At 37.6% G+C, this 24458-nt stretch carries 21 protein-coding genes; 8 read left to right on the top strand and 13 right to left on the bottom strand.

All coding sequences use genetic code 11. The features are described from left to right. The first annotated feature begins 24 nt into the window (after positions 1 to 24). The 3 genes from IWB64_RS10695 (at position 25) to IWB64_RS10685 (ending at position 2425) form a co-directional block, all read left to right on the top strand. On the top strand, positions 25 to 1119 hold the full coding sequence (locus tag IWB64_RS10695) for a Nif3-like dinuclear metal center hexameric protein (protein WP_194533993.1): 1095 nt from the start codon (positions 25 to 27) through the stop codon (positions 1117 to 1119). Positions 1120 to 1124: 5 nt separating this feature from the next. Continuing rightward, on the top strand, positions 1125 to 1904 hold the full coding sequence (locus IWB64_RS10690) for a zinc ribbon domain-containing protein (protein WP_194533992.1): 780 nt from the start codon (positions 1125 to 1127) through the stop codon (positions 1902 to 1904). A gap of 125 nt (positions 1905 to 2029) precedes the next feature. Next, positions 2030 to 2425, top strand: coding sequence for a DUF4174 domain-containing protein (locus tag IWB64_RS10685; protein ID WP_194533991.1), 396 nt, complete (start codon positions 2030 to 2032; stop codon positions 2423 to 2425). On the opposite strand, the gene IWB64_RS10680 is transcribed toward IWB64_RS10685, so the two are convergent. Continuing rightward, entirely contained in the window at positions 2422 to 3762 is a 1341-nt protein-coding gene (locus IWB64_RS10680) for an FAD-dependent oxidoreductase (protein WP_194533990.1), read from the bottom strand. The two genes, IWB64_RS10685 and IWB64_RS10680, sit on opposite strands and share 4 nt — an antisense overlap. 334 nt (positions 3763 to 4096) lie before the next feature. After that, positions 4097 to 4645 carry a ClpP family protease gene (locus tag IWB64_RS10675; protein ID WP_038234982.1) on the bottom strand — a complete coding sequence of 183 codons (549 nt, stop codon included), beginning with the start codon at positions 4643 to 4645 and terminating at the stop codon, positions 4097 to 4099. A 408-nt stretch (positions 4646 to 5053) separates the two neighbouring features. Here IWB64_RS10675 and IWB64_RS10670 point away from each other — a divergent pair, with 408 nt between their 5' ends. The 3 genes from IWB64_RS10670 to IWB64_RS10660 all read left to right on the top strand — a co-directional run bounded on the left by IWB64_RS10670 (position 5054) and on the right by IWB64_RS10660 (position 9177). Continuing rightward, complete coding sequence (locus tag IWB64_RS10670; RefSeq protein WP_194533989.1) at positions 5054 to 7486, top strand: gliding motility-associated C-terminal domain-containing protein; 2433 nt, start codon at positions 5054 to 5056, stop codon at positions 7484 to 7486. Positions 7487 to 7496: 10 nt separating this feature from the next. Beyond that, positions 7497 to 8402, top strand: a complete 906-nt coding sequence (locus IWB64_RS10665) for a PorP/SprF family type IX secretion system membrane protein (RefSeq protein WP_194533988.1) — start codon at positions 7497 to 7499, stop codon at positions 8400 to 8402. 94 nt (positions 8403 to 8496) lie between these two features. Continuing rightward, positions 8497 to 9177 (top strand): hypothetical protein, encoded by a 681-nt coding sequence (locus IWB64_RS10660; protein ID WP_194533987.1) that lies wholly within the window; start codon positions 8497 to 8499, stop codon positions 9175 to 9177. Between the two features lie 3 nt (positions 9178 to 9180). On the opposite strand, the gene IWB64_RS10655 is transcribed toward IWB64_RS10660, so the two are convergent. The 4 genes from IWB64_RS10655 to IWB64_RS10640 form a co-directional block, all read right to left on the bottom strand. Next, the gene (locus IWB64_RS10655; RefSeq protein ID WP_194533986.1) at positions 9181 to 10335 is read right to left on the bottom strand and encodes an MFS transporter; all 1155 of its coding nucleotides are present in this window, start codon (positions 10333 to 10335) and stop codon (positions 9181 to 9183) included. A 127-nt stretch (positions 10336 to 10462) separates the two neighbouring features. Continuing rightward, positions 10463 to 11527 (bottom strand): M12 family metallopeptidase, encoded by a 1065-nt coding sequence (locus tag IWB64_RS10650; protein ID WP_194533985.1) that lies wholly within the window; start codon positions 11525 to 11527, stop codon positions 10463 to 10465. Between the two features lie 193 nt (positions 11528 to 11720). Beyond that, a complete protein-coding gene (gene kynU / locus IWB64_RS10645) occupies positions 11721 to 12992 on the bottom strand; it encodes a kynureninase (RefSeq protein ID WP_194533984.1) in 1272 nt (423 codons plus the stop codon). Between the two features lie 56 nt (positions 12993 to 13048). Beyond that, positions 13049 to 13516, bottom strand: coding sequence for a GNAT family N-acetyltransferase (locus IWB64_RS10640; RefSeq protein WP_194533983.1), 468 nt, complete (start codon positions 13514 to 13516; stop codon positions 13049 to 13051). A 68-nt stretch (positions 13517 to 13584) separates the two neighbouring features. Between IWB64_RS10640 and IWB64_RS10635 the strand changes: the two genes are divergently transcribed. Then, positions 13585 to 14226 (top strand): O-methyltransferase, encoded by a 642-nt coding sequence (locus IWB64_RS10635; protein ID WP_194533982.1) that lies wholly within the window; start codon positions 13585 to 13587, stop codon positions 14224 to 14226. On the opposite strand, the gene IWB64_RS10630 is transcribed toward IWB64_RS10635, so the two are convergent. The 7 genes from IWB64_RS10630 to IWB64_RS10600 all read right to left on the bottom strand — a co-directional run bounded on the left by IWB64_RS10630 (position 14192) and on the right by IWB64_RS10600 (position 20516). Beyond that, complete coding sequence (locus IWB64_RS10630; RefSeq protein ID WP_194533981.1) at positions 14192 to 14764, bottom strand: phosphatase PAP2 family protein; 573 nt, start codon at positions 14762 to 14764, stop codon at positions 14192 to 14194. The two genes, IWB64_RS10635 and IWB64_RS10630, sit on opposite strands and share 35 nt — an antisense overlap. A 2-nt stretch (positions 14765 to 14766) precedes the next feature. Beyond that, complete coding sequence (locus tag IWB64_RS10625) at positions 14767 to 15105, bottom strand: Sec-independent protein translocase subunit TatA/TatB (protein WP_194533980.1); 339 nt, start codon at positions 15103 to 15105, stop codon at positions 14767 to 14769. A gap of 83 nt (positions 15106 to 15188) precedes the next feature. Further along, complete coding sequence (locus IWB64_RS10620; protein WP_194533979.1) at positions 15189 to 17501, bottom strand: M1 family metallopeptidase; 2313 nt, start codon at positions 17499 to 17501, stop codon at positions 15189 to 15191. 60 nt (positions 17502 to 17561) lie between these two features. Further along, on the bottom strand, positions 17562 to 18068 hold the full coding sequence (locus tag IWB64_RS10615) for a DUF6702 family protein (protein ID WP_194533978.1): 507 nt from the start codon (positions 18066 to 18068) through the stop codon (positions 17562 to 17564). Between the two features lie 50 nt (positions 18069 to 18118). Further along, positions 18119 to 18943: a peptidase associated/transthyretin-like domain-containing protein gene (locus IWB64_RS10610; protein WP_194533977.1), complete on the bottom strand. Its 825-nt coding sequence runs from the start codon at positions 18941 to 18943 to the stop codon at positions 18119 to 18121. Positions 18944 to 19003: 60 nt separating this feature from the next. Next, entirely contained in the window at positions 19004 to 19780 is a 777-nt protein-coding gene (locus IWB64_RS10605) for a carboxypeptidase-like regulatory domain-containing protein (RefSeq protein WP_194533976.1), read from the bottom strand. Further along, a complete protein-coding gene (locus IWB64_RS10600) occupies positions 19767 to 20516 on the bottom strand; it encodes a hypothetical protein (RefSeq protein ID WP_194533975.1) in 750 nt (249 codons plus the stop codon). Before IWB64_RS10600 ends, IWB64_RS10605 begins: the two co-directional genes overlap by 14 nt. A 329-nt stretch (positions 20517 to 20845) precedes the next feature. Here IWB64_RS10600 and IWB64_RS20545 point away from each other — a divergent pair, with 329 nt between their 5' ends. Beyond that, the gene (locus tag IWB64_RS20545) at positions 20846 to 24454 is read left to right on the top strand and encodes a beta strand repeat-containing protein (RefSeq protein WP_262893344.1); all 3609 of its coding nucleotides are present in this window, start codon (positions 20846 to 20848) and stop codon (positions 24452 to 24454) included. The last annotated feature ends 4 nt before the right edge of the window (positions 24455 to 24458 follow it).

Genomic DNA, 24458 nt, shown 5'->3' with positions numbered 1-24458 from the left:
TCTTTAGACCTCATAAAAATAGCAATGACCGTAAAAGAAGTTACAGATATTATTGAAGATTTAGCTCCTTTACCCTATGCAGAAAGCTTTGATAACGTTGGTTTATTGGTTGGTGATGGCAATGCAAAAGTTTCGCGTATACTCGTAACTTTAGATACTTTAGAGAATGTTGTTGATGAAGCAATTGCCAATAAATGTAATCTAATTGTCAGCTTTCATCCTATTATTTTTGGGGGATTGAAAAAGCTTACTGGAAAATCCTACGTAGAACGTGTAGTTATAAAAGCTATCAAAAATGACATTGCCATCTATAGCATGCATACCGCTCTAGATAACGTACCAGAAGGCGTAAATGCTAAAATCTGCGAAGTTCTTGGAATAAAAAATCCTAAAATATTAATACCACAGAAAGAAACCATTAAAAAACTAACCACATACGTCCCTGTGAAGGATGCAGAGACCCTCAGAGAAGCACTTTTTGATGCTGGAGCAGGAAATATAGGTAATTACAGCAATTGTAGCTTTAACGCTAACGGACAGGGCAGTTATAAAGCTGGAGAAAAGGCCAACCCTACAATTGGTGAAATAGGAAAAATCCATTACGAAGAAGAGATTCAATTAAACATTACCTTTTCTAAAGCAAAACAGGCAAAAATAATGAAAGCCCTATTTACTTCGCATCCCTACGAAGAAGTGGCTTACGAAGTAATTACATTAGAAAACAGCAATCAGAATATTGGTTTAGGCATGGTGGGCGAACTTGAAACCGCAATGGATGATATGACTTTTCTAAAAATAGTAAAGCAAAAAATGGGAGCTGAAGGTATTCGCCATTCGGAATTATTGAACAAAAAAATTCAAAAAGTCGCTGTTCTAGGTGGCAGTGGTGCTTTTGCTATTGAAGCCGCCAAAGCCTCTGGTGCTGATATTTTGATTACTGCGGACATTAAATATCATGAATTTTACAAAGCGGAAGGCAAAATGATAATTGCGGATATCGGACACTATGAAAGCGAGCAGTTTACAAAAAACCTTTTAGTTGACTATCTTACGAAAAAAATCCCTAATTTTGCAATCCGTTTATCGGAAAGTAAAACCAATCCTATCAAGTATTTATAAAGTATATGGCAAAAAAATCAGAAGCAACGGTAGAGGAAAAGTTAAGGGCATTGTACGACTTGCAATTGATTGATTCAAGAATCGACGAAATACGTAACGTACGAGGCGAACTTCCTTTAGAAGTAGAAGATTTAGAAGATGACGTTCTTGGTCTTAAAACTAGATTGGATAAGTTGAAAACAGATGTTGAGACTATCAATTTTGAGATTGGTGCCAAGAAGAACCTTATTGATGAGGCTAAAGCACTTATAAAAAAGTATACTGAACAACAGAAGAATGTTCGTAACAGTAGAGAATTCAACTCTATCAGTAAAGAATTAGAATTTCAAGAACTTGAAATTCAATTGGCTGATAAGAACATCAAAGAATTCAAGGCACAAATAGATCAGAAAAAATCAGTTGTTTCCGAAACGAAAGAACGTTTATCTGAACGTGAAACGCATTTGAAGCATAAGAAAAGTGAACTTGATGCTATTTTGGCTGAAACCGAAAAAGAAGAAAAAGCACTTTTAACACAATCTGAAAAATATCAAGGTGATATTGAAGAGCGTCTTGTTAAGGCATACACTCGTATCCGTAACAACGTGAAAAACGGTTTAGCAGTTGTTCCAATCGAAAGAGGAGCTTCAGGTGGATCTTTCTTTACTATTCCACCACAGGTACAAGTTGAGATTGCTTCTCGCAAAAAAATCATTACTGATGAACATAGTGGTAGAATCTTAGTGGATCCTGTACTAGCAGAAGAAGAGCAAGTTAAAATGGGTAAAATGTTTACTAAAATGTAGTAGCCCATTTTTCTAAAAAATAAAAGCCATCCTCTTTTTAAGAGGGTGGCTTTTTTAGTATATTGGGTATTGAAGGAAATTCACTTATGCAATTCATTAAATTCTCAATATTAACTATAACACTAATGGCTTATACCCAAACGTTTGGACAAGACCTGGATAGTTATAAATGGAAAAATCGCCTTCTACTCTTTGTTGCACAAGATATTGACGGTGATGCTTTAAGCACAAACCTAACTACATTTACAAAAGAGCAAAAGAAACTCACTGACCGCGACCTTGTTCTTTTTGTTATGAATCCCAAAAAGGTGAATAACCAAGACGGTAGTAAATCAAACTTAGATGCAGAAATGGTTTACAAGCAGCTAAAGCTAACTCCTGATTTTGAAGGTGTTTTGTTGATAGGGAAAGATGGCGGCATTAAGCTAACACAGGCTTTTCCGCTAACACCAGAGGCCGTATTCGATAAAATAGATGGTATGCCAATGCGCCTATCAGAAATACGCAGTAGAGAAGACTAAATCAAGTCTAGGATTTTCTGTTCTACTTCTTTACTGTCCCATTTTTCCTCAATGTTAGGTATTTGCATTACTTCTTGCATAATTTCTTCTTGGGCATCACCCATAGCCAATGCCTCTGCATAAGGTCTATTAGAAAAAGTAACCCTAGAATATGCCGGAATCCATTTATCTGGATGCAAATTGGCAAAATGTTTTTCAATTTTTTTCTGTAATAAAAACTTTGGATTGGCAGTTTTACTACTCATTTCTATAAAGTTACGATAGCTAAGTTCTGCTATTGCATCAGCATTGGGCTTTCGATCCTGCTGATAGTCTTTAAAAATAGCTTCCCAATTATCGCCATGCTTTTGGATTTTTTGTTTTAGCACAAAAATATCTTCAAAGCCAGCGTTCATTCCTTGACCATAGAATGGAACTATAGCATGGGCAGAATCTCCCACAAGAGCAACTTTGTCCCAATACGTCCAAGGATAACATTTCATGGTTACCATAGCACTTGTTGGGTTCTTAAAGAAATCTTCCGTAAGATTCTCTATCTCTTTTCTTACATTTGGAAAATAGGTCTTAAAGAAGACTTTTGCCTGTTCCTTGGTCTGTATACTATCAAAAGATGTTTCGCCTTCAAAAGGCATAAATAAAGTACACGTAAAACTACCATCTAAATTAGGCATGGCAATTAACATGAACTTGCCACGAGGCCAAATATGAAAAGAATTCTTATCTAACTTATGGGTACCATCTTCATTGGCAGGTATAGAAAGTTCTTTATAACCAACATCTATAAAGTTTTGGGAATAATCAAAACGGCTACGACGTTGCATTTTATGGCGTACACGAGAAAATGCCCCATCACAACCAAAAATAATATCGTAATTGTACTCTTTCCACTCGCCTTTCTCCGTGTCTCCCGTAAACAAAGTAGCTTCGGGCAGGTCCACATTCCATACTTTTTCATCAAAACGAAACTCAACTCCAGCATCTTCTGCTAAGTCAATCATTTTTTTGTTCAACACACCCCTAGAGATAGACCATATGGCCTCACCTTCTTTTCCGTATTTTTGAAAATAAATGGGCTTATCTATTACGTGCATGGCACGCTTATCTAAAGGAATTGCTATTTTCTTTATTTCTTCTTCTATACCAACTTCGGCTAATGACTGCCAGCCTCTATTGCTCATCGCCAAGTTTATAGAACGTCCAGAAAATTTTATATTTCTAATATCCGGTCTTCTATCAAAAACGGTAATGGTATGACCCATTTTTTTGAGATAAATTGCCAATAAAGACCCGACAAGACCCGAACCTATTATGGCTATATTCTTGGAGATTTGTTTCATAATAATTTCAAATGATGAGAAAAACGTAAATAGTAAATGTACTAAATTCTATCACAGTCTCTACATACAGGGTAATAGACCACAGAAACAACTTAGTTTGTTATGCAAGTGCATGGCGTAGACCAGAGTGATCAATATTTAAATTAAGTCTAAAACCATGATGTTTCTGGCTACGAGTTTATTATTTTTTTAACAAAAGACGGACATCCTCAGGACTTTGTTGGCACGTAAATATTATGAAAATTCCGCGAGAGCGTCTATATATATCCAAAAAAAAAGTCCTTCATAATTTCTATATTACGAAGGACTTTTTGATTTTCTTAAGCTGTAGTTACTATTCCAAAATACCGTCTACGATGCCATAAGCAATCGATTCTTCAGCATTCATCCAATAATCCCTATCAAAATCTTTCAATACCTTTTCATAATCTTGCCCACAATTGTCCGCTAAAATACGAGCACTCAATTCTTTGGTCTTAATAATTTCTTTGGCCTGAATTTCAATATTTGAAGCTTGACCTCTTGCACCACCACTAGGCTGATGAATCATAACCTGTGCATGTGGCTGAATAAATCTTCTACCTTTTTTTCCAACAGAAAGCAAAATAGACCCCATAGAAGCAGCAAGACCGGTACAAATTGTAGAAACCGGACTTTTTAACGATTTTATGATGTCATACATTGCAAAACCAGAAGTAACATAACCCCCTGGGCTATTAATGTACAACTGTATTTCTTTATTATTCTGCATATCTAAATACAACAAACGATCAATTACGTGCTTAGCAGAATCATCATCTACCATGCCCCATAAGAAGACTTTTCTTTCTTCTAACAATTTTTCGTCTATCGCTTCTTGAACTTTTCCTTTTTTAGAACTCATTTCCTATTGTTTATACATATCAAAATTAAACAATTTATCTGTACCAAAACAGTGCATATCTAATATCGATACAATTACCTTTTATCGTTTTTTTTAACGGTCTATCCATAACGATCAAAATATGCTTATCGATATAATTGCACAACTCATCTATAGATAAATGCTACTGGCGAAAATACGAACCGTTCATCGGATAGTATGTGTGTTAACAGTACTTTAAGTGAACTTTACATATATCAAACAAGAATTATGCTATAAAATTACAGCACTTTTTTATCCCAAATAACCTAGTTGCTACAAATTGAACTTGACCTTAATTACACCATTACAAAACTATACAGGTAAAGACCGTATTGTAGCTTCTAATTATATGTCAAACAATGAGGATTGTTAGACGAACCTATAATTATGAAGAAAATTTTACTTTCCAAAAAAGCATTACGAACTGCCGGGCTATTCATGCTCCTATTGGCTTTTAATTCAGCTAATGCGCAGCTTCAGAAGGGGTTTACCCCTCGGTATTCAGAAACTATAACTGGTGATTTCACTATGATTGCCAATAATGTACTTTCCCGGCATGCAACAAACGCATACAACGGAAACGGCAGTAATCATGACTTTTCAGACAATGTTTTTGTTGATATTGATAGTGACCCTACTACTTTTAATTCCAGTAGCGCCAACTTGGCCAACCCATCTCCGGGAAGTTCATGTATGACAATAGAACGTGTCTTTCTTTATTGGGCAGCAGCCGATAAGGAGTATGAAGTAAATAGCTCAGGAACAATTATTGCAGGTACCGGAGGTGTTGAACCTTCTTGGAACTTTAATGATATAAAATTAATGTTACCGGGATCTAGCTCCTATGAAGCAACGATTACGGCAGACGAAGTAATTTACCGTGGTAGAGATGACCATTTTGTAAACGACCCTTATATCTGTGTGAAAGATATTACTAGTTGGGTACAAGGGTTAAGTGACCCTTTTGGAACCTACCAAGTAGCCAACGTTAAGGCTACAGAAGGACAATTACTTTCTCACGGTGGCGGAAGAACAGGTACTTCTGGTGGATGGCAAATTGTTGTGGTTTGGCAAAGCCCCCTTATGCCGCAGAAACATATCACTCTTTTTGACGGGTATGCACATATTACAAGTTCCGAAAATAATTTTGATATCACATTCGACGGTTTTCAGACCGTACCTAACGGTGATGTAAAGGCTAATATGATTATGGGTTCTCTTGAAGGAGACAGAGGTATTTCTCGTGATCAACTGTTAATGTTAAATACCTCAAACACATGGGAACCTTTATCGACCCCTATAAGACAGCCTAATAATTTTTTCAATAGCTCTATTACCACCCATGGTAGTGATTTCTTAGACAGAATACCGGCCAGTTCCAATACTTTGGGGTATGACGCTAGTCTGTTTGATTTAGATAACAAAAACAACTCTCTTATAACAAATAATCAGACCTCAGCAACGGTAAGAATGACATCGGACCAAGAGGTTTATGGTCTTTACCTTTTGGGAATGGCCGTAGAGGTTTATGAACCTTCTTTACACTCTTTAGATTTGTATGCAACCCCATCTGACGAAAACCCACGTACGGGAGAAACCGTTCAAATCTATTTGGATGTAGCGAATACAGGAAATGATAATATTAGAGATTTATCTTTTACCACTACTGTTCCAGAAGAGATGGATTTTATTGGAGTAGAACCTTTACCCAGTGAAATAACATATGATTTTAATACAATTACCCGTGTACTTACATTTAATATCGCAGATGGGTTAACAGATGTTACAAGTGCTCCATACACGATTCAATATTCGGTGAGAGTTAAAGATGATGCTTATTTTTCAAGTATTCCAGCCTGTACATTTAACTCTGAATCGCAGACCTTGGCGACATATATGGGTGAAATTAATATGACCCAACAAGTATCTAATAGTTCGTTTACTTTTGACGACTGTGGTATTGGTAACGGAGACCCAACTAGCATAGTAATTCATATTACCGATGTACAAGCACCTGTATTTGCAGAAAACCTGCCAGGTGATATAACGGTACCATGTAACGGTGTTCCTGACGCGGCTACATTAACAGCTATCGATTATTGCGACCCTAACCCTTCTACTACATTCACAGAAACGGCCACTAATGATCGAAGCTGTGAAACTGGATATGACATTACTAGAACGTGGACAGCTACAGACAACGCTAACAATACGTTTACTCACACGCAAATCATAACTGTAATTGCTGATGAATGCATCATGGACGAAGAACCGCCAACTTTTATTGAGGAACTTCCTGAAGATATGACCGTAGATTGTGACGCTATTCCCGATGCAGTATTATTGACGGCAATAGATAATTGTGACACTGACCCAGAAGTAACTTTTACAGAAACTGCTACTAATGACAGGGATTGTACAACAGGTTACGAAATTACTAGAACGTGGATCGCTGTTGACAATAACGGTAACGAAACCGTTCATACCCAACTTATTATTGTTGAGGCTGATTTACCTTGTGATATTGAAAACTTAATCATTTCTAAAACCATTACTGCCAACGGAGATGGTATTAATGACCTCTTTGAAATTACCGGATTAGAAGGATGCGATTACACCTATCACTTGAAAGTTTTTAACCGTTGGGGCAATATTGTCTATGAAAATAACGATTACACTAATGATTGGAGCGGAATTGCACCGCAAAATTCTTTAGGCAAATCGGGTATGCTTTCTTCGGGAACGTATTACTATATCGTCGGGTTTGGAAATAATGAAATAAAACCAGTAAACGGATATATTTATATCGGTTCAAACTAAAAAGGCAACCATGACAGCACTTAGAAATTACCTAGCAACTTTGGCGGTATGCTGTGCCTTTTTTTCAAATGCACAACAGCTTCCACAGTTTACCCAATACGTTTATAACACCATGTCTATAAATCCGGCATATGCAGGTAGCAGGCAAACATTGAATGCTACCGCTTTGCACAGGAACCAATGGGCCGGTATAGAAGGGAACCCTACAACAAGTACGCTATCTGTACATACACCAATACGCTTTAGTAATATTGGGGTTGGCCTATCTTATATAAATGACCAATTAGGTTTTGAGAAAACAAATTATATCTACGCAGATGTTTCATATACTGTTCCATTAAGCGGAGATGTAAATATGGCGCTTGGGCTAAAAGGTGGTGTTACTAATTATAAATTAGGAACACCAGACGAAAGTGACCCTTTCTTTTTTGATGGCTTCTCTAAATGGAATCCTAATATGGGTGCCGGTATTTATGTAAGCTCAAACAAATGGTACCTAGGTGCATCAGCTCCTAGAATATTAAATACAGATTTAAACAACGGCGAATTTGTTGCCTTGGAACGCAACAGCTATTATGCTATTGGTGGTTATGTTTTTGATATTGGTCAAACTACAAAATTCAAACCAACGGCCATATTAAAATATACCAACGGCGCACCTGCCTCTTATGATGTAACAGCTAATTTCCTTTTCTACGAAAAATTCTGGATAGGAGCTTCATATCGTTTTAATGATTCTGACAGCTTTGGTGTATTGATGGATTATGCCATTTCGGACTCGTTTAGAATTGGGTATGCTTATGATTTACCTACCTCAACCTTTAGGCCTTATTCTGGAGGAACACATGAAGTTATTCTTATCTACGAATTGTTTAATAGAGGATTAAAGGCAATGAAATCTCCTCGTTACTTCTAAGATATTCTTCATTTTTCAGCAATTACTCCGTAATGATTTTCAGCCAAGTGCTTGCTTTGAGCAAAAGCATTTATCTTTGAGAAAAATTTCAGCTATGGCAAAGTACTTTTCCGCATGCATTCTTTTTACAATTCTTTTTATCAGCTGTAAAGAAACCAAAAAAACAGAATCACCTCAACCTGAGAAAGAACTTACCATTCTAGAAAAAATAGCGTATGCCAACGGCTATGAAAACTGGAACAAAGTTGATGAGCTCAAATTCACTTTTAATGTGGACCGAGATACTTCTCACTTTGAACGTACGTGGATTTGGAAGCCGAAAACGAATCAGGTAACAGCCATATCCGCAGAAGATACCTTAGTCTATAACAGAAAAGATATGGATAGTACCGCCTATAAAACCAATGGCGGCTTCATTAATGATAAGTATTGGCTAATAGCTCCCATTAACATTCTTTGGGATAAAGATGGAAGTACAAACGAATTTACACCAAGTGCCGAAGCCCCTATTAGCAAAACATCCATGCAAAAACTAACGGTCGTTTACAAACAAGACGGCGGTTACACCCCTGGTGATGCTTATGATTTTTATTTTGGTGATGATTATCTCATTAAGGAATGGGTCTTTAGAAAAGGTAATCAGGCAGAACCTTCTATGAGCACTACTTGGGAAGATTATACTGATGTTAGCGGACTTAAAATTGCCAAAATGCATCAAAATGAGGATGGTAGTTTTAAACTCTACTTTACCAATCTTAAAGTAAAAACAAACTAATTATTAGGCTTTTTTTCGATTTCGATTTAATTTAAAAGTTGCTGCCAGTACAAAAAGGGCGCAAGCAAACAGAACCACAAAGCAAGTTTTTAAGGAAGAACTATCGGCAATGAATCCTAAAATTGGAGGGGCGACTAAAAAGCCGGTATAGCCAGTACCTGCTATAAATGATACACTTTGTGAAGAATCTACACCCTTAACTTTGCCTCCAATACGAAATACCTCGGGTACCATAACTGAAAATCCGAGTCCGCTTAAAGCAAAACCAGAAATAGCCATATACGTTTCCGTACTCAAGACCATTGCATATCCCAGTAACACCAAAACAGTGGCAAAGGTTACCATTTTTACCGATCCAATTTTTTCGCTGATACCATCACCAAGAAAACGTCCCAAAGTCATAGTCACCTGAAAACCTAAGAATCCAGCTCCCCATAACACTTCGGGCGCTAAACTTATTTCTTTTAAATAAAGTCCGCTCCAGTCTACAATTGCTCCTTCGCTTCCCATGGCAACGAATGAAATCAACCCTAAAAACAACATCGGCTTAAAAAGTTTTAAACTGAATGGCTCTTTTTCCTCAACTGCTGCAACTACTTTTTTATACTTTCCGTGAAAAATAAAATTGACAACCAAAACCAATAAAACGGCAATTAGCATATGCAAGGGCGGATTATCTAATGGTCCGATAAGAAAGCTACCAAGCCCTGCCAATACGCCACCCAGACTAAAAAATCCATGGGAAGCACTCATAAAACTCTTCTTGTCTTCTTTTTCAAGTTCGGTTACCAAGGTATTCATAGAAATATCGGTAAAACCGTTAGCCGCCCCAAAAAGAAACAGCGCCCCCATAAGCGTATAATAGTTAGGAGCCAATAAGGGTAAAAGTGCTGCCACGCTACTTAGTACCACTCCGTACCAAGTAGCCCTCCCCACCCCTATTCTATTAATGATTGATGAGGCTATGGGAAAAACCGTAAAGACCCCAAGCGAAAGAAAAAATATAGCAAGCCCCAATTGAGACTTATCTATTTGAAGCTGTTCTTTTACCGCTGGTATATAAATAGCCCAAGTACCAAAAAGAATATTTATACTGGCAAATACCCAAGCAGCACCAAAATAACGGGGATTTGTCAGAATAAGACGAAGAGATTTCATATTGGGTATTTGCTACGAAGGTAATTGAAATACTAGTGTCCAAAAACGAAAAAAGACCACCTTTTTAAGATGGTCTTTCTTTTTTGTAACGGGTAATGATTCACCCTATTTTAGCCCCTGGTTGGTATTAATTACAACTTTTTATGTAATTCCAACGCGTATAATCTCTTTGGTATACCCGGCTATAATACAATACATAATCACCTACGCTATATGCTTTATTGGAAACATAATTAGCGGCTGTATCGCATAAATCTTCTTCTTTAGGCTCGGGATCATCACCTCCGCCACCAGCAGAAGGATAAGCAGCGTTAGTTCCTTGTATATCCAATGTAGACAATCTGGCTTGTCGCTGTGGTAATGTGTTCCCACTAAGATCAGTAATGGTTGGTTGTCCGTTTTTACTGAAAGTATAACTACCGTACATCATAATTGAATTTACATCAAAAGTCCCGGTAAGAAAAGTTGCAGAAGTACTCTTATAGAACTGGTCTTGGGCATTAGATTGGATATTCTCTGTTTTAATGATTATATGATTATCTCTGTCTGACCTATTCTGTTCGTGAATGTAGCCTAATGTGTGACCAAGCTCATGAATGATAACTACTGCTGTAGCACGAGTACCTAATTGAATGTACCCACGAGAATTATACATCCCTAAAGTTGCCACTCCGGAGTTACTGTTAGAACCCGAAGAAGATATGGTCACGTAATTAGATTGATTGGTGCGTTCTTTAAAACTAACATTGGTCTTGTTAGACCATTCGTCAAAAGACTTTTGCAACTCACTTTGTACACTAGAGCTCAAACCGTTAATTACATAATAAACGGTATTATCCGTCCATTTTCTAACGCCACCGCCTAGGGCTAAACCAGAAAGCTCTTCGCCGGGAACAGGATTTGGGTTATAGGCATCAGGAGAATCAGCAAGTTGATCTTCAAATAGTCGTGCATCGGAACCAGCCAAGCTGTAAGTACCATCATCTTCTAAAGATACTTGTACGGCATCACCCATAAAATATTTAGTAATAAATTCTACATCTTGAGCATCTTGATTTGCCGGAACTTCCGTTTGGGGAACTAAAGAAGTTTCGGCATCAAGTTCAGCAGTTTCATCGGAACAGGAAACCATTGCCAATGTACTTACTACCATAGAAAGCATAAGACGAGTAGGAAACGTTTTGTTTTTCATTTTTTTCAATTTAGTGTTCATTTTAAGTTTTGGGGCCAAAACTTACTTTTTATGTACGGGAATAACCACCGATATGGTCGACGAATGGTCATTATTATCGATGAAATACACTAATTAAAAATGTAGAAAAAATGAAATACCTCTCCAATCCCAATAGAATAGGGAGAAAAATACAAATTGAAAGAAACAGATTTTATACCGTCTTAATACCTTCTTTTAAGATTTGACCAAAACGATACATATCTTCATATGAGCAATAAAATGGTGCTGGGGCTAGACGGATTACATTGGGTTCACGCCAATCTGTAATGACACCGTTTTTCATTAAGTAATCAAAAAGTGACTTACCTTGTCCGTGAAGAAAAACGGACAACTGTGTACCTCTATCTTTAGGCGTAATAATCTCAAAAGAAGTCCCATCCATTTCGGCGTCTATTTCTTGAAGAACAAATTCTAGATAAGCTACGATACGGTCTCTTTTATCCATCAAGGCATCCATACCCACTTCCTCAAACATCTCCAAAGAAGCCAAATAAGGTGCCACAGATAATACCGGAGGATTACTCAACTGCCATGCATCGGCATTTGCCATGGGTTCAAATTCGGGTTTCATTAAAAACCTAGTTTCCTTTTTAGTTCCCCACCAGCCCTCAAATCTAGGAATGTCCTTTTTATTCAGATGACGTTCATGTATAAAAACACCTGAAGCATTACCAGGGCCACTATTCATATATTTATAACTACACCATGCTGCAAAATCTGCATCCCAATCGTGCAATTTCAATTCAATATTACCTGCTCCGTGTGCCAAATCCCAACCCACATTGGCACCAACAGCCTTACCGGCTTTGGTAATGGTTTCCATGTCAAAAACCTGACCGTTGTAATAATTAACTCCACCTATAAGAACTAGAGCTAGTTCATCACCTAACTCCTCAATTTTTTGCAAAACATCTTCGGTACGCCAGAAATTTTCACCTTCTCTTTTCTTTACCTCAACCAAAGTATCGTCCGGATCAAGACCATGATGCCTCACCTGACTTTGCAACATATATTGATCCGATGGAAATGCCTTCTCCTCACAAAGTATTTTATAACGTTTGCTTGTAGGCCTATAAAAAGTGACCATCAAAAGGTGAAGGTTTACCGTAAGGGTGTTCATTACGGAAACCTCTTCTGTCTTTGCCCCTACCACTTTTGCTAATGGAGCAGCTAACTGCTCATGATAATCCCACCAAGGTTTTTCTGAATGAAAATGACCTTCTACAGCAAGATTCTTCCAATCCGTCATGATCTCATCAACAAACCTTTGAGTTCTTTTGGGTTGTAATCCGAGCGAGTTTCCTGTAAAATAGATAACCTGTTTCCCGTTCACTTTAGGAAAGTAGAATTCATCACGATAGCTTCGTAATTTATCTTCGCCATCTAGTTTTTGGGCAAACGCTAAGGTGTTCTCAAATTTCATAAAGCAGTTTTTATCAAAAATACAATTTAGGAAAGGATATTTAAACTATTGAAGCGCTACTTTGGGTTAACAATTCTCATCTCAACAATGTGCGCCTTAAAACCTACTTTTTCATAAGCTCTAATGGCTCCAGCATTATCATCGTACACGGTAAGACGTATTTCAGAAATACCTTTCGACTTAGACCAATCCTTTAGCGCTTCTACCACTTTTTTATTTAGCCCTTGGCCTCTAAAATTAGCATCCGTATACATAAAACCTAGATAGCTATATGCTTCATGTTCCAAATACGATTTGGATTTTCTAATTTTAGCATACCCCGAAGCAACAAGTTGTCCTTCGTGTTCAATTACCACAACCTCTGCCTCATCACTTGTAATTAATTCACCCAAATCATAGTAACTGATAGGGTCTTCTTTTAGGGTTGGGTCAAAAGGTCTTTCAAAAGCAATGATGCCTTGTTCAAATTCTAGTAAAGTATTTAAATCGTCTAGTACCGCACTTCGTGTTATAAATTCATTCATAGTTTCTACGGGTCCGTTTTACAGTTACGAAGTTCTAAAATACTATATATTTGCACAAATTACAGGTCATGCATTTCTTATCTTCAGATTTAGAGGATTACATTCAAAATCACTCAGAGAAAGAACCCAAATTGCTTCAGGAACTTACTAGGGAGACACATCTTAAGGTAGTGCGCCCACGTATGCTTACAGGTCATTTTCAAGGCAGAGTATTGAGTGTATTATCAAAAATAATCTATCCTAAGAATATTCTTGAAATAGGCACTTATACAGGCTACTCAGCCCTTTGCCTTGCAGAAGGTATGCAGAAAGACGGCCAGTTGCACACCATAGATATTAATGAGGAACTCCAAGATATTCAGGAACGCTATTTTTCACGTAGTGCGTACAAGGACCAAATTATACAGCATATTGGCGATGCTAAAAACATCATACCAAAACTTGAAACTACCTTTGACCTTGTTTTTATTGATGCTGAAAAAAAGGATTACCCTGATTATTTTGAACTGGTCATGGAAAAGACTCGGCCAGGTAGTGTTATACTATCTGATAATGTATTATGGTCCGGTAAAGTAGTTGAGCCTGTAGATAAAAAAGATAAGGTGACACCTATTCTGTTAGACTTCAACAAAAAATTAAAAGAAGACCCACGAATAGAAACAGTATTACTGCCTATTAGGGACGGCTTAACCCTAAGTAGGGTGCGATAAGGCGAACGTATAGCATATAGAAAAGCCACGCCGAGAAAACACCTACAGATGATCCCACAATGATATCTATAGGAAAATGTACTCCAACAAAAATACGACTGGATACAAAAAGTATTGGCCAGATATAGAACAGCCAGCACCATTTAAAACGTCTTCTTAAAAACAACACTACAATAGTAGTCACCGAAAAAGAACTAGAAGAATGACCGGAAAAGAAACTAAAGGTTGAAGATGGTTTAAGAATACGAATCAGCGTATTTATATTCTCATTGTTATTGGGCCTTGTACGTGCCACGACCTCTTTGGTCAAGTCTGTTATAGTTGAAACAAAAAACAACATTAACAGAATAGTGATGACCACAAAGACAGCTTCTTTCTTTGGATACTTTAGAAAAATTAAAACGAGAAATAAAATAAAAAGGGGAATCCAAGTGGAGAAGTGTGTGACGATAACCCAAAATTGGTCATAGTCTTCAATGCCTAAATTATTGAGATAAATAAAAGTTTCCCTATCCCATTCTAAAATACGATCAAGCAAACCTAACTTCTTTTGATACTTCCAGTAACATCATCAACGCTCTTTTTCACGTCGCTTACTCCTTTTTTAAGGTCGTTACCGATTCCTGAAGTTATATTGTCTTTAACATCATCTATATCCTTTTTGATGTCTTTAATGAAGCTGGTATCTATACCCTGCTTATCTGCACTCTTTTGAATTTCTTGTTTAATATCTTCTGTAGCGTCTTTTAATTGACGCATACCCTTGCCCAGCCCCTTGGCTATGCCAGGAATCTTATCGGCACCAAAAACCATTACCACGATGAACATGATAAAGAATATTTCACCTCCGCTAATGAATAAAAAGTACAATGAATACATATCACAAATATAATAAAGTTTACATAGAAAGACCTGTCAGGCTAAGAAAACCTAACAGGTCTTTTTGTGATATTAACAAAAATTTATTTGCCTTTAACGGCATTTTCTTTCATCTTCTCGAAATCCGATTTCTCTTCTTTCTTAGGCCATGCGTTATTAGACGTATCAATGTCCGCAGTTTCAGCCTTTGGATCAACAATAACACCAGTAAGTTCTGCCTGTGACGATATCACCACACTTACTTCTTTATCATTCTTTCTCCAAATTTCAGGTGGGTAAGTAATATTTTTAGTAGTACCATCTGCATAGGTGTACTCTACAATTAATGGCATTGGTATACCACCTGGCTTATCATAAGTAACCTCGTAGAAATACTTAGGCTCCTTAACAGCTGCTCTTTCGTCTGCTGTTAAATTATCCATCATAAATTCTTTGAGCGACTGTGAGTTTTCAGAAGGTGCATTCCCTTTTAAGTTAGGGTCCAAATCATCGCTTCCTTCCTCTGCCAAATAAACTAATGGAGGTAAATCTTCTTCAGAAATACCACGAACAGCCATATACTCTTCCATTTTTTTGCTTGGCTTGTCCGCTACATAATACTTTTTAATTCCTTTTACACCTATATCCACAAAATCCGTGGTATAGAACCATCCTCTCCAATACCAATCTAAGTCTACTGCAGAAGCATCTTCCATAGTTCTAAAGAAATCTTCTGGAGTTGGGTGTTTAAACATCCAACGGTGAGAATATGTTTTAAAAGCATGATCAAAAAGCTCTCTACCCATTACAGTCTCACGTAGAATATTCAAAGCTGTAGCTGGCTTACCATAAGCGTTGGGACCTAACTGATACACATTTTCAGGATTTGACATGATCGGTGCAAGCGTACTCTGATCTCCTGCCATGTAAGGAACAACTTTAGATGGGTCTCCTCTTCTTGAAGGATACTTATCGTTTGGCGCAATTGCTTCTGGAAATTTTTCCCCAAATTCTTGCTCCGCCATGAATTGCATAAAAGTATCTAAACCTTCATCCATCCAACCCCATTGGCGTTCGTCAGAATTAACGATCATTGGAAAAAAGTTATGACCCACTTCGTGAATAATTACACTGATCATACCGTATTTTACACGATCGGAATAGGTACCATCTTCGTTAGGACGACCATAGTTCCAACATATCATTGGGTACTCCATACCTTGTTGTTTGGCATGTACCGATATTGCTTTAGGATAAGGATAGTCAAACGTATGTGAAGAGTATGATTTTAATGTATGCGCTACCGCTTTAGTAGAATACTCCTCCCATAACGGGTTACCTTCTTTTGGATATAGCGAAACTGCCATAACATCTTTGCTGCCAACTTTCACGGCCTGCATATCCCAAATAAATTTTCTTGAAGTAGCAAAACCGTAATCTCTTACGTTTTCTGCTCTAAACTTCCAGGTCTTTTTCTTTTCAGAAAAACCTTTTTCTGCCTCTTCGGCTTCGGCTTGGGTTACGATTACTACAGGTTTGTCATACGACTTCTTAGCTTTTTCGTAACGCTTCATCATTTCTTTCGAAAAGATATCTTTTCTATTCTGAAGTGTTCCCGTAGCATCTAAAACGTGATCTGCAGGTACGGTAATATTCACATCATAATCACCAAAAGTAAGGGCAAATTCACCACTACCCCAGAACTGATGGTTCTGCCAGCCTTCTACATCACTATATACCGCCATTCTTGGAAAGAACTGTGCAATAACATAAGCGCGGTTGCCATCTTTAGCGAAATATTCAAAACCAGAACGGGCTCTGTTTATGGTGTGATCAGGAATATTATAATTCCATTTTATTGAAAATGAAATCTGTTCTTTGCTTTTTAATGGTTTTGGAATATCAATACGCATCATGGTTTGGTTGATGGTATATTTTAAAGGTTTTCCGTTAGCATCTTTCACATAGTCTATATTGAATCCGCCATCAAAAGGCTCTGTCATATATTTCTGTGCGAAAGTACCGGCAGGTTCTGCCATTGGCACACCACCACCATTACGCAGTGGAGATTTTGAGGTCTTAGCACGTACATTCTGATCTAATTGTAACCAAAGGTATTCCAGGTCGTCTGGTGAGTTGTTGGTATAGGTAATTGTTTCTGTACCAAAAATCTTTGCATTTTTATCATCAAGCTCAATATCCATCTTATAATCGGCCTTTTGTTGATAATATTCCGGACCCGGAGTACCCGATGCAGAGCGATAATTATTAGGAGTTGCGAACTCTTCGTATAACTGTTTGAATTTACTTTGGTTGTAATGGCCTGGTTCCTTGTCTGCATTAACGCCTTCTTGTGCCATAAGAACACTGGCAAATACAAAAAGTAACGAAGCTAGACCGTACTTTAATCTGTTCATATATCAATGTGGTTTTAATCTTTGAAAAGTAGAATATTTTAAGGAATAGTTACCTTAATGTTATAATTTTAACATTCCTTTAGTACGCGATTTTACCAAAACAAGGCTCTTTTTATCAAATCCGAATTTAAAGTGCACTACATTTTGCTGATCCTCAAAAAGGTCCATCAACATTTCGTTCTCAATTTGCACAGATTTAACCGTTTCTAAGTCAATATTGGGTACTTCTATGTAAAAAACAACTACATCTGCATCATACTTCTTACCAATATAATCATAAGAGGCATTTGCGCCGTTTACCTCTATTACAAATTTTGACCGGAGGTATTTTTCTAGATATTCATCGGCCAATGGTGATTCTTCCTCCGTTGCTAATTTAGATTTCACATCATACCGTTCTAGAAGTAATTTATCTAGGTCATCTATAAAAACACGTGAAGTAATTTGTATTGCCTTGTCTTTTTCAGAGTAGTTTACGTTGGTTACGCTAACGTAAAATTTATGTGCAGCCGAAAACGCTAGCAATGGAAGGACTAATAATATCAGGAACTTTTTAAAAGACTTCATAATCTCATTTTCTACTGCAAAAATAAGCAAATGTTATGCCAAAAACAGTATTAGTCCAACCCGTTGTTTTTTCTGTAAACGAGACTTTTCTGTGACATTAACTTATATAACGAAGCCATGTCACCTGCGTTTGCGAGTTCCTTAAAATCAGCATCAATCATACAGTAGTTCAAGAAATCATTAATTTTATGTTCTGGAATTTTCAGGGTATTCATAAAAACGAAATCCGTAAAAAATAACCGTATCTCATCTATTTGCCCAACCTCTTTTTCTAAAGTCGCATACTTTTTTAAATCTTTGGTCTTCCCGGATAAATCATCATATATCCTCACTAACTTTAGATTATGGGAGATTTTTGGCTTAAAAGTGACTGTATCATAACCTGAAGCTAAATCTAGATATTTATTTAATCGAAGTGTTTCTCCCACCCCATCAGGTCTACGCCTAGCCTTTCTATTTTCTAAACCCAACGATTGAGATGTTATTACTGAACCAACAGGAACTCTATTTAAATCCCTACTCATATCTCCTGTTAAACTATATGGGGTTACCACTACCTCCTCTAACTGAGTTAAGACTTCCTCTAGGGGAACTACCAGTAATTTACTTCCTAAAATAGCTGTTGTAACTACTATTTCTTTCTTTTTGAATTGCACAGCCGAAAAAACCAAGGTGTCATTAAGCTGGACTTCAATATCAAAAAAACCATCGGTAGTTGTAATTGTGGCTCTATTTGAGGTTGTATTCAACACATGTGTGGCAGAAACATCACCATTCTTACTATACACGTGTCCTTCTAATGAAAATTGGGCTTGAGACATGGTTCCCACCATTGCCAAAACACTTACAGAAAATAATTTATGCAATGGTTTCATATGATATTATTTTAGCAAACAACTAAAGCGTTAATTGCTTTCTATCACCTACATCATCATCTACTCTTCATAATTCTTAAGGTACACAATACTCTTCTTCTTCATATAACCCCATATTTTTATTCTATCATGGGTATCTACAATTTGTTGAAAAGCGACATCTACTTCACAGAAGTACATAAATTCTTCAATCTTATCTTGGGGAATTTTTAATTCGGTAGTATAAAGTGAGTCCGCATAAAATTCACGGACACGCTGCGTTCTGGCATATGTGTTATTCCGCTTTACCCGTGCCTTAAGCATTTTTTTTCGGCCCGTAATCATATTGATGAGCGGATCAAAACTCATGTAAGGGTTTGCCGTTGCCGCTTTAAATTCTCTTTCTGCCTTAGTCATAGGAACTACATACGCATTGGGCAGCCCCATTGTTGAAGCCGTAATAACTGGTTCCGTTTTCAAAGTTCTAAGGTCACTTGCTATATTCCCGGATAGACTATACGGCATAACCACCACCTCATCTAATTCTGTCAAGGATTCTTCTAGTGGTATCATTAGAAGTTTGCTTTCAAGAAGACTAGGCGTAATTACAATTTCCTTGCGTTTATATTGCACGGCAGAAAACACCAAGGTATCATTAAGCTTAGCGACAATAGTAAAAAAACCATCAATGTTCGTAATTGTGGCTTTTTTAGTAGTTGTATTTAAAACGTGAGTTGCTGCCACATCACCATCTTTACTAAAGACGCGACCCTGAAGTTCATCAGAAAAGAAATCTTGAGCGGATAGTCCCGTCAAGAGAAAGAAAAAAAATATAAAAAGAAGTTTATTTCTCTTCATTCATTAGTTCTCGGTACGCCTTGCTTTTGTTAACCAAAAAATCGATCAGCTCAAATTCGTTTTTCTTTAGAAGCAATGCGTATTCAGGTTCGTGGGTATCTAAATATATTAGAAAATCATCTATAGAGGCTTGAGGTAACTTAAGATCGGCTACAAAAAACTCATCATCATATACCTGTCTTAGCACTTGACTCATTTTCATTCGTGGTTTCTTATCAGCAGTATCCCCTTTTCCGGCTTTAGCCAACGCCTTAAAAATATTTACAAAATTAAGTCCGTCTTTCATTCCTCTTTCTGACTCACTTAACGCAATATTTTCTACCTCGGTAGAGCGATCTATATCATACTCAACCTTTTTAAACTCCTCATTCTGCAACCTAAGGAACTTCTCTTCGTTCTCTGGGCTTACGACCACTTCATCTAATTCAGTAACCTTTTCGTTCACTTCAACTACCAAACGGCCATTTTTAATAATCTCTTCGGTAACTTTAAGTACTTCCAGATTATAGTTTACTGCGGTAAAGGCCAATTCATCACCGGCTTTAGCCATTATAGCAAACTGCCCTTCTTCATTAGAAATTACTGCGGTCTCCGTGGTAATGTTTATAACGTTTTCATTAGGTACACTTATATTTCTGTACAATACCGTACCACGTAATAAGGAGCGGTCATCATCTTGAGCGTTTACAGATAAGAAAGTAAAAAGTATACATACTAGAGTAGGGATAATCTTCATTTGGTTGTTTTATAAGTAGTCTTGTAAAAGACGTGGTTTTTTGAAATCAATTTCAGGGCAACTTTATAAGGAGTACTTTCGTACAATAAATAGAGTTACCAGTTTTTTAAATTAAGTGGTTAAAGGAAATACATGTTTTGGTCTTAAAAAAACCACGGTGGCTAAACTTTTGTTAATTCGTAAAATAACTAAAATCTATGTTGTAACTACCTCATTACTAACACCCATAATCCTTTTAGCTAGACTTACACGTAGTTTGTCTTGTTAATTTAGATAAGTTCCAATATAATTTTATTTTTGTTTACCCTAAAATTTTAAATCGCAATTGTATGCAAAAGCGCATCTCGATACCGTTATTTTTTATCGGTTTTTTCCTCATCAGTTTTGCTCAAGCTCAAGTAAAAATAGGTGATAACCCCCAAGTTATTGACCCCAGCTCTATTCTAGAACTAGAAAGTTCAGATAAGGTATTGGTCATTACAAGGGTAGATTCTCTACAAATGACCACCATAGTACCCAACCGCGGTGCCTTAGTTTATAACACTACGGCAGATTGTGTTTATTATTATGATGGTACGGCTTGGGTTAGTATGTGCGATGGTGTTGATGGCGGTGCTCTCACAGCTACGCCTATTGTAAATAGCGAAAGTACTATTGTAATCACCCCTACCGCAGGAGGTAACAATATAGAAATAGCTCCTAATAGTATTTCTAGTGATCAAATATTGAACGGAGGTATTAACGGAGTAGATATACAAGATGGATCTATTGGAAGGGGAAAATTAGCTCCCAATGCAGTAGATAAAGCCAGAATTGCTGAAAATGCAGTTGGCCCTTATGCTATTGATCGCGACAGCCTTCCTTTAAGCTTCTTTAATAACGATATTGGTTTTATTACAGGTACCGATATAGTAAGTGGCGATGCTGACAATGCTATTGAGGTTGGAACCGATAGCGGAGCCTTTTTTGATGCCACACCACTTGAAACCAGCATTGCAGCCAATGCGACAGCCATTGCTGCGAATAATGATAACAGTCCAACCAACGAATTACAAACTTTAAACCTGACCGGATCTCAACTTTCCATAAGCGGTGTTGCTGGTTCTGTTGATTTACCTACGGCAAATGGATCCGATACCAAAATAACTGAGGGGGATAACGTAACCATTCAAGGAAATGGCACGACTGCCACTCCTTATGTAATAAATTCTAACGAAGTTGATGGAAGCGTTACAAATGAATTAACGGATCTTGATTTTGACCTAGCAACAAATATTCTTAGCCTTTCCAATAGCGCTACTACTGCTGGAAGTAGTGTAAACTTAAGTTCTTTAGCTGGTGGCGGTGGAACCGCTGATGGTGTTATTTCAGATGTAGTATATACTGCAGCAGATAACAACCTTACTTTTACAGGAACAGGTGGCGGCTTTAACGGAGTTATTAACTTAGATGATTTAGACGGAGGCGGTACTGGAACAAACCAAACAGCAGCTGAAGTACCAGTAACCCTTGCAGCAACAAATTACACAGCAGCCTCACAAGATGTTGAAGCTCATTTAGCCGGTATTAATACTGCTTTAGCTAGTGCGGGAACGGCTCAAAATTTGAGCCAAGTTTTAGCAACAGGTACTAGCGCAGGAAACTTACAGATAGCCGATCTTGCAGAACCCACCTTGGACCAAGATGCTGCTACCAAAGCATATGTTGATGCAACTGTGGCCGCTGGAGGAGGATTAACTGACGGAAGTATTTTAATTGGAGGTACAGGTAATATCTCACAGCAATTAGAAATTAGTGGTGATGCTACTATGGATAATGCCGGAGTTCTTACTATTGAGGATGACGTAATTGAATCCGCTAATATTTTAGATGAGACTATTGAATTAGGAGATTTTAGTGATATGGGAGCAAATGCAGATGGGCAGGTAATGAGATGGAGTGAAACTAATGGTAATTGGGAAATTGCTCCAGTGGCTAGCCATTCTGGCCAGTCGAAGTCAATATTTTTTGCTGATGACGAGGGTGACCCAGCTCAAGCGTTTCACCCTACCAGTGGAAATCCAAGTTTAATTTGGGATTATGATGCTCGTATAGTCTCTGGAACAGCTTACGGAGCTTTAGGTATTGGTTTGGATGGTAAGATTATTAACAACAATGTAAAAGTTCACATTATCGATAATGTTGATGGAGATATATCCTATCCGTTAGAAGTACACAACGGATTGGAATCCTTAGGATCAGGCGTTGGGATTTTGTTTTCCGCGGATAGATTTGCCGATGGAAAAGGAGCGCTAGTTTTGGAGCGAACAGGGGATTTTGGAGTAGGGGATTTTCATTTTATGCTTAATCAAAATAATGAAGCAAAGGAAGCACCACAAGTTGCTTCGGACAAAGCCTTCACAGTTAAAAACAATGGCGATATACAATTATATGGCGGTATAGATGTTGATGGAACCGCAACTGGTCTTGGTACTCCTGGCCAAGTACTTACATCTACCGGAGCTGGTGTAGAATGGGGAACTGGTGGAGGAACAAGTACAGTAGTTACTGATGGTACTACTATAACAGGTGATGGTACGGACGCTGCGAGTGCTATTAGTATAGTGGACGATGCAGTTACCTCTGCTAAAATTGCAAATGCAACTATCGCTCTTGAAGACCTTAGCCCAATGGGTGCTACTGTTAATGGAGAAATATTAAAATGGGATCAAGACAATTTAGTTTGGACAATAGGCACAGATGACTCATCAACAGGTATAAGCGCTGTAGCCGTTACAACTTCATTCACAGGTGATGGAACTACAGGTTCTGAACTTGATATTGCCACTGACGTTATTACTACAGATGAATTAGCCGTTGACGCTGTCATTGCAGAAAACATTATTGACGAAGCCGTCACATCTGCAAAAATTGCAAATGCAACTATCGCTCTTGAAGACCTTAGCCCAATGGGAGCAACCACAACAGGACAAGTTTTAAAATGGGATCAAGATAATTTAATTTGGACTATTGGAACAGATGACGGTGGAGCAGCTGCTACTCCTTATACAGCCGGAGCAGGACTTGCTTTGTCTGCAACTAATGAATTTATTGTAAATGATTTAGCTGGTGATGTTGCTGGACCAACTACAGCGACTGTAATTGCAACCGATGCTATTACAGCAGATAAAATAGCTACGGGAGCAGTAAATACTGATGAGATTGCAGCAGGAGCAGTAGTAACAACCAGTATTGCAAACAATAATGTAACTCCAGATAAAATTTCAGAAGGAACAGATGGCCAAGTATTAACCACAAGTGGTACAGATGTAGTTTGGGCAGCAGTAAGTGGGACTAATCTTTCTACAGCGGATTTAATTCAGACATCTGGGCAAAATAGAACTTATGATTTAAATGGTTCTAATTTATTTTTTGATGGAACAGGACTGATTGGAATAGGAACAACTACCCCCTCTAATAAATTACATGTTGCTGGAGAAATTCGAGCAGAAGGTATTAATTCAGCTGGCGGCACTGTTGGATCTCCAGCTTATAGTTTTAGTACAGGAACAGACAGTGATACTGGCATGTTCAGACCTGCGGCCGATGAAATCGGTTTGAGTGTTGGAGGTATAGAGGCTTTACATATTGAAGAAGACACTGGTTTAACTAATGTAACTGTTACCGGAGCATTTTCAACGAATATAAGACGAGAAAACGCAGGAGGAGCAATTACCATTGCAGACGATGACCATACTGTAATAATTATTTCAGCAACCTCTGTTAACTTACCTACTCCTACAGCTAATACGGGTAAAGTGTATATATTAAAGAATATTACAGGAGGACCAATAGGGATTGATTCATTTACAAATGATATAGGCAATCCAAGTGTTAGTCTTAATGAAGGTGTTACCCAATTACAAAGTGACGGGACTGATTGGCAAAAAATCAACTAAGCAA

Origin of the sequence: Zobellia nedashkovskayae, from assembly GCF_015330125.1 — a bacterium.
Taxonomy (GTDB): Bacteria; Bacteroidota; Bacteroidia; order Flavobacteriales; family Flavobacteriaceae; genus Zobellia; species Zobellia nedashkovskayae.
Note: the sequence above shows the minus strand (reverse complement) of the source record. Positions and strands in the feature narration are given on the sequence as shown.